The sequence below is a fragment of the Arthrobacter sp. TJ-238 genome (assembly GCF_058269215.1).
Genome location: NZ_JBZCNH010000003.1, coordinates 117,576 through 131,171, shown reverse-complemented (window position 1 = coordinate 131,171; position 13,596 = coordinate 117,576). Strand labels below are relative to the sequence as shown.

Here is a 13,596-nt window from a genome sequence, read left to right as displayed (position 1 = left end):
TTGAGTGTTCTGCGTTCCCGATGGACGGTCGATCACGCGTGGATCCACGTATCCCGGAACCCTTCCGGTTTCCTCACACTAGAGGACTCCGACGCACTGCACTACGTTGGGGTGGTGCGAATAGACATTGTGACCAAGGAGTTCCCGCCCGAGATCTACGGTGGCGCAGGAGTGCACGTCGCCGAGCTGAGCCGGGTTCTCGCCCCGCAGGTGGACCTGCGCGTCCACGCGTTCGGCGCTCCCCGCCCGGAGGACTACCACGGCGCCTCGGTGCTCTCCTACGGCGTGCCCGCGGGCCTCACGACGGCGAACGCCGCGGTGCAGACACTCGGCACGGACCTGCAGATGCTGGAGGGGATCGGCGGCGCCGACCTCGTGCATTCGCACACCTGGTACGCCAACATGGCCGGGCACCTGGCCTCGCTCCTGCACGGCATCCCGCACGTCCTGAGCGCCCACAGCCTCGAGCCGCTGCGCCCGTGGAAGGCCGAGCAGCTCGGCGGCGGGTACGCGCTCTCCTCCTGGGTGGAGAAGACCTCCTACGAGGCGGCAGCCGCGGTCATCGCCGTCTCAGCGGGCATGCGCGCGGACATCCTGCGCAGCTATCCGGACGTGGACCCCGGGCGGGTGCACGTGGTGCACAACGGCATCGACGTGTCCCTGTGGTCGCGCGACGAGGACGACGACGCCCTCCGCGCCCACGGCATCGACCCGGATCGGCCGAGCGTGGTGTTCGTGGGGCGCAACACCCGGCAGAAGGGCGTGCCCTACCTCCTGCGGGCGGCCGCGCACCTGCCGGCCGACGTGCAGCTGGTCCTCTGCCTGGGCGCCGCCGACACCCCGGAGCTCGCGGCGGAGACGGAGGTGCTGATCTCGGACCTGCGGGAGAAGCGGGGCTCGGTGGTGCTCATCGAGAAGATGCTGCCGCGCCGCGAGGTCGTCCAGATCCTCAGCCATGCCACGGTGTTCGCCTGCCCGTCCATCTACGAGCCGCTCGGCATCGTGAACCTCGAGGCCATGGCGTGCGGCGCCGCCGTCGTCGCCTCCGCGACCGGCGGCATCCCCGAGGTGATCGACGACGGCGTGACCGGTACCCTCGTGCCCCTCGAGCAGGTCCAGGACGGCACGGGCACGCCGCTGGACCCGGAGAGGTTCGTCGCCGATTTCGCGGCGGCCGTGAACGCCCTCGTCGCGGATCCGGCCAGGGCCGCCGCCATGGGCGCGGCCGGGCGGGAGCGGGCGGAGCGGCACTTCGGCTGGGACTCGATCGCCGAGACGACCCTCGGCGTGTACCGCAGCGTCCTCTAGCAGCATCCATCGCCGCCTCGACGTCCGCCTCGAGGCGGACGTCGAGCCGGACGGGAACAGGAGCGGGAGCCGGGACACGCGTCCCGGCTCCCGCTCCTGCGTGGACGACTAGCGCTGCGCGCGTACTTTCGCGGCCTTCTTCGCCTTCTTCTCCTTGGCCTGGCGGGCCAGGAGCGTCTTCTCGTCGATCGGGGCGTCCCCGCTCGCGCGACGGCGGCGCAGGTACTCCGCCGCCTCCTCCTGGCGCTGCTGCTCGGCACCGCTGGCGACGACGGACCGGAGGTGTTCCGGGCCGTAGCCGAACGCCTCCACCAGGTCGAGCGCGTGCGGGCGGATCTTCACCAGAAGCCGGTTGATGTAGCCGTCGAGGGTCCGTGCCCGCTGCGAGGACAGCCGCCCGTTCATCAGGAACCAGGCCAGGTCCTTCTCGATCAGGCACAGGCCGAACAGGTCGCGGAGGCGCGTGAGGACCTCGCGCGTGCCCGGATCCTGGAGCTTCCGCAGGCCGCGCGTGAACGCCTCCCACTGCAGCAGCTCGGCGTGGGCGTGGGCCACCTCGATGAGCTCGTTCTGGTGCTCGTTGAAGAGCGCGGCGGACTGCTCCTGCGACATGCCCTTCGCGCCCCGCAGCACGGCGGCGACGTCGGCAACGCGCGCCTGCACGCGGTCGGTCAGCAGCTCGCGCTGCGTGTCCTCGTCGCGGAGGGCGATCGCGGACTTCTTGCCCGATCCCGTGTCCGCCACCGTCTGCGCGACACGGCGGAGCCCGGAGCGGTGCAGGGTCTTCCCCGCGGCCTGGGAGACGGCGTAGCGGGCGAGCACGCCGAAGTCTACGCCCTTGAACTCCTTGGCGTAGTCGGTGAGCAGGCGCTTGGCGACGAGCTGCAGCAGGACGGTGTTGTCGCCCTCGAACGTCACATACACGTCGAGGTCCGCGCGGAGCGAGGCGAACCGGTTCTCGATGAGGAACCCCTGACCGCCGGTCGCCTCGCGGCATTCCTGCAGCGTGTCGAGGGCCAGCCACGTGCTGAGGGGCTTGAGGGCCGCGGCCAGGGTCTCGAGGTCCTGGCGGTCCTCGTCGGTGTCGAGCTCGCCCGAGAACACGCCGTCGAGCTTCTCGAGGAGTTCCTCGTGCGCGAAGGCGGCCGCGTAGGTCGCGGCCAGGCGGGGCAGGAGCCGGCGCTGGTGCCGCTGGTAGTCCATCAGCACCTCCTCGCGGAGGTTCGAGGACGCGTTGAACTGGCGGCGCTGGGTCGCGTAGGTGATGGCGGCGGTGAGGGCCAGCTTGCTCGCGGCCACGGCTGCCCCGTCGAGGGAGACGCGCCCCTGGACGAGGGTGCCGAGCATCGTGAAGAAGCGGCGGCCGGGGGAGGCGATGGACGAGCTGTAGGTGCCGTCCGCGGCGACGGCGCCGTAGCGGTTCAGCAGGTTGGTCCGCGGGACCCGGACGTCGGTGAAGTGCAGCCGACCGTTGTCGATGCCGTTGAGGCCGCCCTTGATGCCGTCGTCCTCCCCGCCCACGCCGGGCTTGAAGGAGCCGTCCTCGTTGCGCAGTTCCACGTAGAAGCCGTGGACGCCGTGGTTCACGCCGTTGGTGATGAGCTGGGCGAAGACGACCGCGGCCCGCCCGTCGATGGCGCCGTTGCCGATGTAGTCCTTCCATGCGGCACGGAAGGGAGTGTCGATGACGAACTCGTCCGTCGCCGGGTCGAATGTGGCGGTCGTGGCGATGCTCGCCACGTCGCTGCCGTGACCGGTCTCGGTCATGGCGAAGCAGCCCGGGATCTCCATGTTCATGATGCCCGGGAGCCATGCCTCGTGGTGCTGCTCGGTGCCGAGGTGCAGGACGGCGGACCCGAAGAGGCCCCACTGCACGCCGGCCTTGATCTGCAGTGAGGGGTCGGCCACGACGAGCTCCTCGAACCCGGCGATGTTGCCGCCGTTGTCGCCGTCGCCCCCGAAGGCCTTCGGGAAGGCGCGGTGCACGGCCTTCTGGCCCACGAGGTAGTGGAGCTGGTCGAAGCAGCGCAGGCGGTGCTCGGTGTGGGTGAGGCCCTCGATCTTGTGCAGCTCGGGGCGTCCCGCGAGCTCACGGGCCACACGGCGGACGTGCGCCCACCGGCCGAGGAGCAGTTCGCCGAGCTCGGCGGTGTCGATGGCGGCACGGTCGTCGTCCCGGATGTCCGCGGTGGCGGGAATCTGCTGGGGCCTGGAGAGGATGTCGGTCATGGCGTGTCCTTCGCTGGTCGGCGGGTGGCGGGGGGAAGCGGGGCAGCCGGTACGAGGTCCTCGTACCGGCTGATGCCGTCGAAGAGCCAGCCCGTGATGTGGCGGGCCATCTGCTCCTCACTGGGTCTGTCGGGGCCGTCGGGCGTGGAGAGCCAGCGCTCGCCGGCGGCCCGGACCATGCCGATCGCCGCCACGGGCCAGTAGTCGGGCGCGGCGTCGTCGGGGCCGGCGGGGCGGTCGGGGGAGCGCAGGTAGGCGTGCATGGGCCGCGAGATCATCTCCGTGATCGCGGCGAGGAAGTGCGCGAGGGTGTCCTGCGCGTCGTCGTCGGCCGTCGTGGACTCGGCGATCCCCACGCGCGTGACGAAGGCGTACACGTTGGGGGAGGTCTGGGCCATCTGCAGGTAGGCGAGCACCATCGAGTACAGGCCCTCCCGCGGCGTCGACGCCGCCTTCGCCGCGTCGAGCACCTTCTGCTGCATCTGTCCGATGACCACCTCGGCCATGGCCCGCTGCAGCCCGGTCTTGTCGCCGAAGTAGCGGTAGTAGACCGACTTGGACGTGTCGGCGGCCGCGGCGATGTCCTCCATGGAGGCTCCCGGCCCGAGTGCGCTGACGGCCCGTCGTGCGGTCTTGATCAGCTGCCGCCGCCGCTCCGCGCGGTGCTGCTCCCAGCGGCTGGACCGGCCGTCGGACGCGGTCGGCGCGGAGGCGCTCTTCAGGGCGGCGGCGAGCTTCATGATACCCAGCGTATCAGGTACGCTTGGTATCGGTAATCCACCCTCTCGCACCAGGAGCATCTCCATGGCAGATCAGGCCGGAGCGCAGACCACTGCCTCCCCCCGCACCGCAGTCGTCATCGGCGGCAACCGCATCCCCTTCGCGCGCTCGGGCGGCGCGTACGCCTACTCGTCCAACAAGGACATGCTCATCGCGGCACTGGACGGCCTGGTCGCCCGGTTCGGCCTGCAGGGCGAGCGCGTCGGTGAAGTCGCCGCGGGCGCCGTCCTCAAGCACTCCCGCGACTTCAACCTGACGCGGGAAGCCGTCCTAGGTTCCGCCCTGTCACCCGCGACCCCGGCCTACGACCTGCAGCAGGCCTGCGCCACCGGCCTCGAGACCGTGGTGGGCCTCTCCAACAAGATCAGGCTCGGGCAGATCGAGTCGGGCATCGCGGGCGGCGTCGACTCCGCGTCGGATGCGCCGATCGCGGTGAGCGAAGGGCTACGGCGCGTGCTGCTCGACCTCTCCCGCGCGAAGACGACGCAGCAGAAGCTGAAGGCCCTCGCCACGCTCCGACCGAAGGACCTCTCGCCCAACGCCCCCACCACCGGTGAGCCCCGCACGGGCCTGTCGATGGGCGAGCACCAGGCGCTCACGACGGCGGCATGGAAGATCACGCGGGAGGCACAGGACGAGCTCGCCTACCGCAGCCACCACAACCTCGCGGCAGCCTACGAGCGCGGATTCTTCTCCGACCTCATGACGCCGTACCGCGGTCTCACCAGGGATGCCAACCTCCGCGCCGACACGTCGCCGGAGAAGCTGGCGGCGCTCAAGCCCGTGTTCGGCAGGTCCCTCGACACTCCTGCGACGATGACTGCAGGCAACTCGACGCCCCTGACCGACGGCGCCGCCCTCGTCCTGCTCGGCAGTGAGGAATACGCCACCGCCAACAACCTCCCGATGCTCGCGAACATCGTCGATGCCGAAGCGGCTGCGGTCGACTTCGTCCATGGCGAGGAGGGCCTGCTCATGGCGGGCGTCCACGCCGTACCCCGCCTGCTGGAGCGCAACGGGCTCACCTTCGACGACTTCGACTTCTTCGAGATCCACGAGGCCTTCGCCGGGACGGTCCTCAGCGCACTGGCCGCCTGGGAGGACGAGGACTACTGCAAGCGGATCCTGGGGCTCGACGGTGCCCTCGGCAGGATCGACCCCTCGAAGCTCAACGTCAACGGCTCCTCGCTCGCAGCCGGGCACCCCTTCGCAGCGACCGGAGGCCGCATCGTCGCGTCGCTCGCCAAGACGCTCTCGGAGCAGGGCGGACGAGGCCTCATCTCGATCTGTGCCGCCGGCGGCCAGGGCGTCGCCGCGATCCTCGAGGCGAGGAACTGATGGCCGACAAGTATCTGGACCTGGTCAATACCCCGCTGCCAGGAAGACTCGCCAAGGCCCTCGGGCTGCCACGCCCCTCGGTACTCCGCCGCTACACGCCGGGCGAGCCCATCGCATCCCGGCCCGTCCTGGTCGCGGGCTCCGGCGCCGGCGCGGATGCGCTCGCCGACGTGCTGCTCGGTTGGGACGTCGAGGTGCGGCGCCATGTCCTGCCCGGCGAGAAGCTGAGCGCCGCCGTCGTCGTCCTCGACGCCGCAGCCGCGCCGGCGGACCTGGCAGCTCCCATGCTGGAGCTCGGGCAGGCGGTGAAACTGCTGGTGCCGGGCGGGCGCGTCGTCGCGCTGTCCCGCTCAGCCGCGGACACCACCGATCCCGCCGAAGCTGCCGCCCGGCAGGGCATCGACGGCGCCGTCCGATCTGTGGCGCACGAGGTGCGCGGAGGCGCGACGGCGAACGGCATCGTGCTGCGCGGGGACGCGACGACCACGGACCCCACTACCCTCGGTGCCCTCAGGTTCCTCCTCTCCGGCAGGAGCGCCTACGTGGACGGCCAGTTCATCGAGGTGTCCGCCACTCCTGCCGAGAGCATCGCGGACCTCGCCGCCGCGTCGACCGCGGCGGGGGAGGGCGTGCCCGACCGACCGCTGGCCGGCAGGACCGCGGTGGTCACCGGGGCCGCGCGCGGCATCGGCGCGAAGATCGCCGAGGTCCTCGCCCGTGACGGGGCCCGCGTGGTCGCCGTCGACGTGCCCGCGGCCGGCGAGCAGCTCGCCCGGGTGGCGAACACCGTGCACGGCACCGCCCTGCAGCTCGACATCACCGCGCCCGACGCCGCGGAACGCATCCTCGAGCACGTGGGGCAGCGCTACGGCGTCCTGGACATTGTGGTGCACAACGCGGGCATCACGCGGGACAAGCTGCTCGCCAACATGGACGCGTCCCGCTGGGACTCCGTCATCGCCGTGAACATCGCCTCGCAGCTGCGCATGAACGAGCAGATCCTGGCCTCCCCGGTGTTCTCCGGCACCGGTCGCATCATCAGCCTCGCCTCGACGAGCGGCATCGCGGGCAACCGCGGGCAGAGCAACTACGCCGCGTCGAAGGCGGGGGTCATCGGCATGGTCCGGGCGCAGGCGGCGGCGTTCGACGGCGGCGGCCGCACCATCAACGCCGTGGCGCCGGGTTTCATCGAGACGGACATGACGGCGAAGATCCCGCCGCTGACGCGTCAGGTGGCACGACGCCTCAGCAGCCTGCAGCAGGGCGGTCTCCCCGTCGACGTCGCCGAGACGATCGCGTTCCTGGCCTCCGATGCGGCGGCCGGGATCAACGGCCAGGTGGTCCGCGTGTGCGGGCAGAACCTGGTGGGCGCGTGAGTGGGGCGCTCGCGGCGGACGTCACCCTGCCCGGCAGGCCGGCCCTCCCCGCGCTGTACCGTCAGGCGATCCTGCTCGCCGCGGAGCGCTCCGTCCGGCGGGCCGGCCCGCCGGACGGTCTGCCCGCCGCCCGCCACCGCGTGGACGGCATCGTGGCGGAGCTCGGCGCGCTGACGCGCTTCCAGCAGTTGCTCGGCTCCGCCGCCCGCGACACCCTCCCATCGGCCTACGTGCACACCCTCGCCTTCCCGGTGGCCATGAGCATCCTCGCGCGGCCGGACTTCCCGCTGCCCCTGCTCGGCATGGTGCACCTCAGCAACGAGGTGCACCAGGGCCGGCAGATCGGCGCGTCCGAGGCCATCGACGTCGTGGCCTGGGCCGAGGACCTGCGCCCGCACGCGGCCGGCACGCAGGTGGATCTCGTCACGGAGGCCTCCGTCGACGGCGAGCGGGTCTGGACGGGCCGGTCCGTCTACCTGGCCCGCGGCGTCCGCGCCGCGGGCAAATCCGGTACGGCGCGGGTGCCGCGCGACGACGAACGGCCCGTCTTCTCGGCGCCCACGCCGACGGGCCTCTGGCGGCTCGGCGCGGACACGGGACGGCGCTACGCGGCCGTCTCGGGCGACTGGAACCCCATCCACCTCAGCGGGCCCACCGCGCGGATGCTCGGCATGAAGACGGCGATCGCGCATGGCATGTACCTCGCCGCGCGCATGGTCGACGAGGCGGTACCCGCCCCGCAAGGCGCCCTGGCGTGGCGCATCGACTTCGCGGCTCCGGTCCTCCTGCCCGGGACCGTGACGATGTCGTTCACGCGCGCGGAGCGCAGCGACGGCCCTGTGAGCGTCGGCAGTGACGTCGAGGTGGTCGGATGGTCCGCGAAGCGCCGGCGGCCGCACTTCACGGGCTGGGTGCGCGCGGAATAGTCGCATGGCGGCGCGGCCCTGTCCAGAGTGCCGACGATTTTCAGGGGGAGTTCCCCCGAAGTCGTCGTTTGCACTGGCAGGGCCGCCGCCCGCAGGGCACACTCCAGGGACCAGCCGACGAGGGCTGACCCACAGTATGGAAAGAGGAGTGTCGTGAACTCTCGAGGTCTCAAAGCGGGCCTGATCGCGGCGTCGGCCCTGATGGCATCAGCGCTGATGGCAGCAGGTCCCGTCCAGGCAGCACCCGCCGGGTCCTCCGTCGACGCCGTCGTCGCCGGTACCCCCAGCACCCAGTCCCACACCCAGGACGAGAGCCAGGCGGCGCTCGACGCGTACTGGACCGCCGATCGCATGAGGAGCGCCAAGCCGGCGAACACCATCAACTCCGGCTGGGCCTCCGAAGGGCGCTCCGTCCTGCCGAAGGCCGGCCAGGAAACGGTCGCGAAGGCTCCCGGCGAGCCCGTCGTCCAGCCGCGGGCCATCTCCCAGCCTGCCGTCTCGCGCATCGGCAAGGTCTTCTTCACGCAGGCCGGGCAGAACTACGTCTGCTCCGCCAACTCCGTACAGAGCGGCAACCAGAGCACGGTCGCCACGGCCGGCCACTGCACCTACGACGTCGCGACGGGCTGGGTCACCAACTTCGTCTTCGTCCCCGCCTACAACAACGGCGCGGCACCGTACGGCAAGTGGACGGCCCGCTCGCTCCACGCCGCCAGCGAGTGGGTGTCGCGCGGCGACATCAACTACGACGGCGCCTTCGCGGTCGTCAACACCCTCGGCGGCAGGACGCTCGCCGCGACCGTCGGCGCGTCCAGCATCGGCTTCAACCTGGCACGCAACCTCACCTACACCGCGTACGGCTACCCCGCGGCGGCGCCCTACAACGGCGAGCGCCTCTTCAGCTGCTCCGGCACGTCCTTGCGGGACCGCGTGGGCGGCACCCAGTCGCAGGGCATCCCGTGCGACATGAACGGCGGGTCCTCGGGCGGCCCCTGGTTCGTCGGATCCGGTGCCGCCGGTACGCAGAACTCGGTCAACAGCTTCGGCTACTCCACGCAGGCGAACGTGATGTACGGCCCGTACTTCGGCACCTCCATCCAGGCCGCGTACTCCACCGCGGCGAGCCGGTAGGCCGGCGGGACGTCCCACAGCACGACGGCACGGGCGGTCCCCTCGCGGGACCGCCCGTGCCGTCGTCCGGGCACTGCGCCTTCCCGGGCGACGCGGAGGCCGCCACCGGAGCCGCCAGCCTAGACTGGGGCCATGACCGGCTCCACCCTCGCCGCGCGCGCGGCCGACCTCGACACCGCCGACCCGCTCGCTCACCACCGCAAGCTCTTTCTCGGCGCCGACGCCGTGCAGTCCTACCTGGACGGCAACTCCCTCGGCCGCCCCCTCGCGAGCACGGTGGACAGCCTCACCTCCTTCGTGGAGGAGCAGTGGGGCGGGCGCCTGATCCGGGGCTGGGACGAAGGCTGGCTCGAGCTGCCCCAGCGGACCGGTGACCAGCTCGGCCGCGTGACGCTCGGTGCCGACGCCGGACAGTGCATCGTGGCCGACTCCACGAGCGTCCTGCTGTACAAGCTGGCGCGCGCGGCGGTGGCTGCGCGCCCGGACCGCACCGAGATCGTGATCGACCGCGACAACTTCCCCACGGACCGCTTCATCGTCGAGGGGATCGCACGGGAGCGCGGGCTCACACTGCGCTGGATCGACGTCGCGTACGACGGCGGCGCCACCCCCGCGGACGTCGCGGCGGCCGTGGGGCCGCGGACCGCGCTCGTGCTGCTGAGCCATGTCGCCTACCGGTCGGGGTTCATCGCCGACGTCCCCGCCATCACGGCCATCGCGCATGACGCCGGAGCCCTCGTCCTGTGGGACCTCAGCCACTCCGTGGGGTCGGTGCCCGCGGAACTGGACGCCTGGGGCGTCGACTTCGCGGCCGGCTGCAGCTACAAGTACCTCAACGGGGGGCCCGGCGCCCCCGCCTGGGCCTACGTGGCGCAGCGCCACCTCGCCACCCTCGACCAGCCGATCCTCGGCTGGCTCGGCAGCGCGGATCCCTTCGCGATGGGCTCCGCCTACCAGCCCGCGGACGGCATCCGCCGGCTGGTCTCGGGGACTCCGCCCATCCTCGGGATGCTGGCCATGCGCGAGATGCTGAACCTCATCGAGGAGTCGGGCATGGCGGCCGTCCGCCGGAAGTCGGAACTCCTGACGGCGTTCGCCGTCGAGGCTGTCGAGGAGCGGCTGGCCCCGTACGGCGTCGTCCTCGCCTCGCCGCGCACCGCGTCGGAGCGGGGCGGCCACATCACCATCGACCATCCGGCGTTCTCCGCGATGGTGCCCGAGCTGTGGCGGGAGGGCGTCATCCCCGACTACCGCAACCCCGCTGGGATCCGGCTGGGCCTGTCACCGCTCTCGACGTCGTTCGCCGAGATCGCGGTGGCGGTCGACGCCATCGCGGCACGCCTGGCGGAAGCAGGCGGGCAGATCGGTGAGGACACGGCCGGCACCCAGCGGCACAGCGGGCCGGCGGTGGGCCGGTAGCGCCGGTGGTGCCTCCCGACCCCGCCCTGCTCTGGGACCGGATCACCGACGGCTTCACGCGCGGGATCCCGCCGGCGGTCGGAGTACCCGGGCTCGTCGCGATCGTGCTGGTGGCCGTCGCGCTGTCCGTGCCCCGCCGCTCATGGCGGATCTTCGGGCTCTTCGTCACCGTGGTGCACGAACTCGGCCACGCCGCCGCGGCACTCCTGACCCTGCAGCGCGTCACCGGGATCACGCTGCGCCTCGACCATTCCGGCACCACCACGAGCAGGGGGCGCCGCGGCTGGCGCGCCGCCTTCACGACGTTCTGGGGCTACCCCGTGCCCGCCGTCGTCGGCGCCATCCTTGTCTGGAGTGCCGCCACCGGCTGGGCCGCGGCGGCACTCTCGGCCGGCGCGCTGGTGCTGGTGGCAGCGCTCGTCCTGGTCCGCAACGCCCAGGGCATCCTCATCCTGGGGGGCAGCGCCGCCGCGTCGCTCGCGCTCGTCTGGTTCGGGAGGCCCGTGACCGCCGGGTACGCCTGCCTCGTCCTCGGCCTCGCGCTGCTGGTCGGCTCCTGCCGGGACTGGGTCAAGGTGGTGCGCGTCCATGCGCGACGCCGTGACCTCGGCTCCTCCGACGCGTTCCTGCTGCAGAGCGCCACACGGGTCCCGTCACCGGTCTGGCTCGGTGCGTTCGCGCTCGTGATCGGTGCAGCGCTCGCGCAGTCCGTGGAGCCGCTGGTGCTCATTGCAGAGCGGTCTGCACGCGGCTGACGCTGCCGGTGCCCGGCGACCGGCCTGTGCTGCGGCGGATCAGTCGCAGTGCCGGGTATGGCCCGAGCTGTACGGTGCGCCCTGCTCGCGGCACAGGTCGTCGAACAGTTCGTTGACGGCCTGGGAGATGCAGTCCCGCTCGTGGTCGGGCAGCTCGATCAGGCCGTGCAGGTACGCGTTGACCTCGTACTCGTCCACGCCGCCGCCCATGCCGAAGTAGTGCATCCAGAGCTCGCCGGGGGAGATGTTGGCGCGCTTCATCGCGTCATACGTCAGGGCGTACTGCTCCTGGTCGGGGTTCGTCTCGTCCACGTCGTCCAACTCCATGCACTCGGGCGCCGTCAGGCCGGCGCTTCGGCGGTGTTGAAAAACAGCATACGCACGCCCCGGGCGCCGGAAAGCCCCGCGACGGGATGTCGTGCCGGTTGCCACCGGGACGACGGCGTCGGCCCACCCCGGGCGCCGGCCGATTCAACAACCGGGCAGGAGTCGTGCTAGAGTCTTTCTCGTTGCTTTCACCGGTTTGTACGGTGAAAAACCACCCGCGCGGGTGGCGGAATGGCAGACGCGCTAGCTTGAGGTGCTAGTCCTCTTATTGAGGGTGGGGGTTCAAGTCCCCCTCCGCGCACAAAGAAAACCCCGGTTCGCCGGGGTTTTTTTGTGCCCTCGATCACGGGAGTGCTGCTCGACCAGGCGAGTGCCGAGTTCGGCCAGCCGTGGCCCTGCGGTTCGCAGCGTGATCTGCGGGACAGACCCAGGAAGAGACCCCGCAAGAACGGCCGGACGGCCTGCCTCCGGCCTTGCAGGCAGCCCGTCGAGGTCATGCCATCGAGTTCCGCTTCCGAGAGCGGGCCTGCCCGCCAGCTCAGGGTGAAGCCGTCGATGGCGGGAGGGGGGGCGCGGATTCGGGGGTAGGTGGTGCTGGTCTTCATGATGCTGTCGCTCGCGTTGCTGCTGTCTCCGTAGCGGTCCTGGTGGTTGTCAGGTGGCGGGATCCGTGAGGCGTGGGTCCAGTCCGTATTGCCCGGGGGCGCCGAGGTGGTCGCGGAGCGTGGTGCCGTCGTACTCGTGGTGGTAGATGCCGCGGTCCTGCAGGAGAGGGACGACCTCGTCGACGAAGGTGTCGATGCCGTCTTCGTTGATGTCGATGGAGACCCAGAACCCGTCGCAGGCGCCGGCGTCGAACCATTCCTGCATATGGTCCGCGGTGACGGATGCCTTCCCCACGGGGGTGGGGTGGTAGTCGATGACGCCGTGGGCGAGGATGTCGCGGATGGTCCATCCTTCGCGCGCGACCTCCAGCGCCCGTGCGGAGCGGGGATCGAACGGGCTCGGGGATGCGACCGCCAGCTGGGCGGTCGTGAGGGGTTGGTCGAGCTGGCCGGCATCGAGCTGGAGGTTCAGCATCGAGCCGAGGTAGGGGACGCGGGATGCTGCTGTGAACTCACCCAGCTGGACGCGTCGGTCCAGGGCGGCACGTTTGGTCTTGCCGATGGCGGGCATGACCCCGGCGAAGAACTTGATCTCATCCGGGTTCCGTCCTGCCCGGCGGGCGGCGTCACGGTAGGCCTGGCGTTGCTTGCGGGCATCGTGGATGGTGAACGTGGCGCCGATGACCCCGTTGGCGTAGCGTCCGGCCAGGTCGAGACCGTTCGCGCCTCCTCCGGCGGAGAAGATGACGGGCTGGCCCTGTTCCGATGGCGGGATCGGCAGCGGCCCGCGGGAGGCGACGTACTCGCGCTGCATGCTGATGGGCTGGATCTTCTCGGGGTGGGCGAACCGACCGGTCTTCTGGTCCTTGACCCATGCGTCCTGCTGCCAGCTCCCCCAGAGGGCCTGGGCGATCTGGATGGTTTCGTGGGCGCGCTGGTATCGCTGCGGCCGGGGCGCGACGGCTTGGCCGAAGTTCGCTGCAGCGTTCGGGTCGCTGGTCGTGACCGCGTTCCATCCGGCACGGCCGTGGCTCATCACATCCAGGGCCTTGAACTGGCGGGCGATGGTGAAGGGCTCGTTGAAGGTCGTGGAACCGGTGGCGACGAGGCCGATGCGCTCGGTGGCCCGGGCGATCGCCGCGAGGGTCATCATGGGATCGAGCGTGATCTGTGGTGCCTCGTGGTCCACGTCGGCCTGCAGGCCGGGGAAGTCCGGAAGGAACAGGAAGGCGATTTTTCCGCGTTCTGCGGCCTGCGCGTAGCGGACCTGCGCATCGAAGCTCGCGTAGTTCGCCGGATCGACGCCGGGGGCGCGCCAGGCTGAGCTCTGTGATCCGTATCCGTTGCCCAGGTGCATGCCCAGGATCATCTGTGGCTTGGTCATTGCTTCTCCTCGTCCTGC

General features: G+C 71.1%; 11 protein-coding genes and 1 tRNA gene. 8 read left to right on the top strand and 4 right to left on the bottom strand.

The window, feature by feature from the left end; translation table 11 throughout:
* The first annotated feature begins 114 nt into the window (after positions 1 to 114).
* Positions 115 to 1,308 carry a glycogen synthase gene (gene glgA / locus AC4D2O_RS06725; protein WP_490906039.1) on the top strand — a complete coding sequence of 398 codons (1,194 nt, stop codon included), beginning with the start codon at positions 115 to 117 and terminating at the stop codon, positions 1,306 to 1,308.
* 108 nt (positions 1,309 to 1,416) lie between these two features.
* On the opposite strand, the gene AC4D2O_RS06720 is transcribed toward glgA, so the two are convergent.
* Both AC4D2O_RS06720 and AC4D2O_RS06715 read right to left on the bottom strand, forming a co-directional pair.
* Positions 1,417 to 3,537 (bottom strand): acyl-CoA dehydrogenase family protein, encoded by a 2,121-nt coding sequence (locus tag AC4D2O_RS06720; protein WP_490906038.1) that lies wholly within the window; start codon positions 3,535 to 3,537, stop codon positions 1,417 to 1,419.
* Positions 3,534 to 4,277 (bottom strand): TetR/AcrR family transcriptional regulator, encoded by a 744-nt coding sequence (locus AC4D2O_RS06715; RefSeq protein ID WP_490906037.1) that lies wholly within the window; start codon positions 4,275 to 4,277, stop codon positions 3,534 to 3,536. Before AC4D2O_RS06715 ends, AC4D2O_RS06720 begins: the two co-directional genes overlap by 4 nt.
* A gap of 64 nt (positions 4,278 to 4,341) precedes the next feature.
* On the opposite strand from AC4D2O_RS06715, the gene AC4D2O_RS06710 reads away from it, so the two are divergent.
* The 6 genes from AC4D2O_RS06710 (at position 4,342) to AC4D2O_RS06685 (ending at position 11,262) form a co-directional block, all read left to right on the top strand.
* Positions 4,342 to 5,655: an acetyl-CoA C-acetyltransferase gene (locus AC4D2O_RS06710; RefSeq protein WP_490906036.1), complete on the top strand. Its 1,314-nt coding sequence runs from the start codon at positions 4,342 to 4,344 to the stop codon at positions 5,653 to 5,655.
* A complete protein-coding gene (locus tag AC4D2O_RS06705; protein ID WP_490906035.1) occupies positions 5,655 to 7,031 on the top strand; it encodes a 3-oxoacyl-ACP reductase in 1,377 nt (458 codons plus the stop codon). Before AC4D2O_RS06710 ends, AC4D2O_RS06705 begins: the two co-directional genes overlap by 1 nt.
* Complete coding sequence (locus AC4D2O_RS06700) at positions 7,028 to 7,957, top strand: MaoC family dehydratase (RefSeq protein WP_490906034.1); 930 nt, start codon at positions 7,028 to 7,030, stop codon at positions 7,955 to 7,957. The genes AC4D2O_RS06705 and AC4D2O_RS06700 overlap by 4 nt, the downstream gene beginning before the upstream one ends.
* A 153-nt stretch (positions 7,958 to 8,110) precedes the next feature.
* A complete protein-coding gene (locus AC4D2O_RS06695; protein WP_490906033.1) occupies positions 8,111 to 9,088 on the top strand; it encodes a trypsin-like serine peptidase in 978 nt (325 codons plus the stop codon).
* Between the two features lie 132 nt (positions 9,089 to 9,220).
* Positions 9,221 to 10,507, top strand: coding sequence for a kynureninase (locus AC4D2O_RS06690; protein ID WP_490906032.1), 1,287 nt, complete (start codon positions 9,221 to 9,223; stop codon positions 10,505 to 10,507).
* 5 nt (positions 10,508 to 10,512) lie between these two features.
* Positions 10,513 to 11,262 (top strand): M50 family metallopeptidase, encoded by a 750-nt coding sequence (locus tag AC4D2O_RS06685; RefSeq protein WP_490906031.1) that lies wholly within the window; start codon positions 10,513 to 10,515, stop codon positions 11,260 to 11,262.
* Between the two features lie 39 nt (positions 11,263 to 11,301).
* On the opposite strand, the gene AC4D2O_RS06680 is transcribed toward AC4D2O_RS06685, so the two are convergent.
* A complete protein-coding gene (locus AC4D2O_RS06680; protein ID WP_490906030.1) occupies positions 11,302 to 11,589 on the bottom strand; it encodes a hypothetical protein in 288 nt (95 codons plus the stop codon).
* A gap of 217 nt (positions 11,590 to 11,806) precedes the next feature.
* On the opposite strand from AC4D2O_RS06680, the gene AC4D2O_RS06675 reads away from it, so the two are divergent.
* Positions 11,807 to 11,890, top strand: a tRNA-Leu gene (locus AC4D2O_RS06675).
* Between the two features lie 353 nt (positions 11,891 to 12,243).
* Here AC4D2O_RS06675 and AC4D2O_RS06670 read toward each other — a convergent pair.
* Positions 12,244 to 13,578: an NtaA/DmoA family FMN-dependent monooxygenase gene (locus AC4D2O_RS06670; protein WP_490906029.1), complete on the bottom strand. Its 1,335-nt coding sequence runs from the start codon at positions 13,576 to 13,578 to the stop codon at positions 12,244 to 12,246.
* Positions 13,579 to 13,596 lie beyond the last annotated feature (18 nt).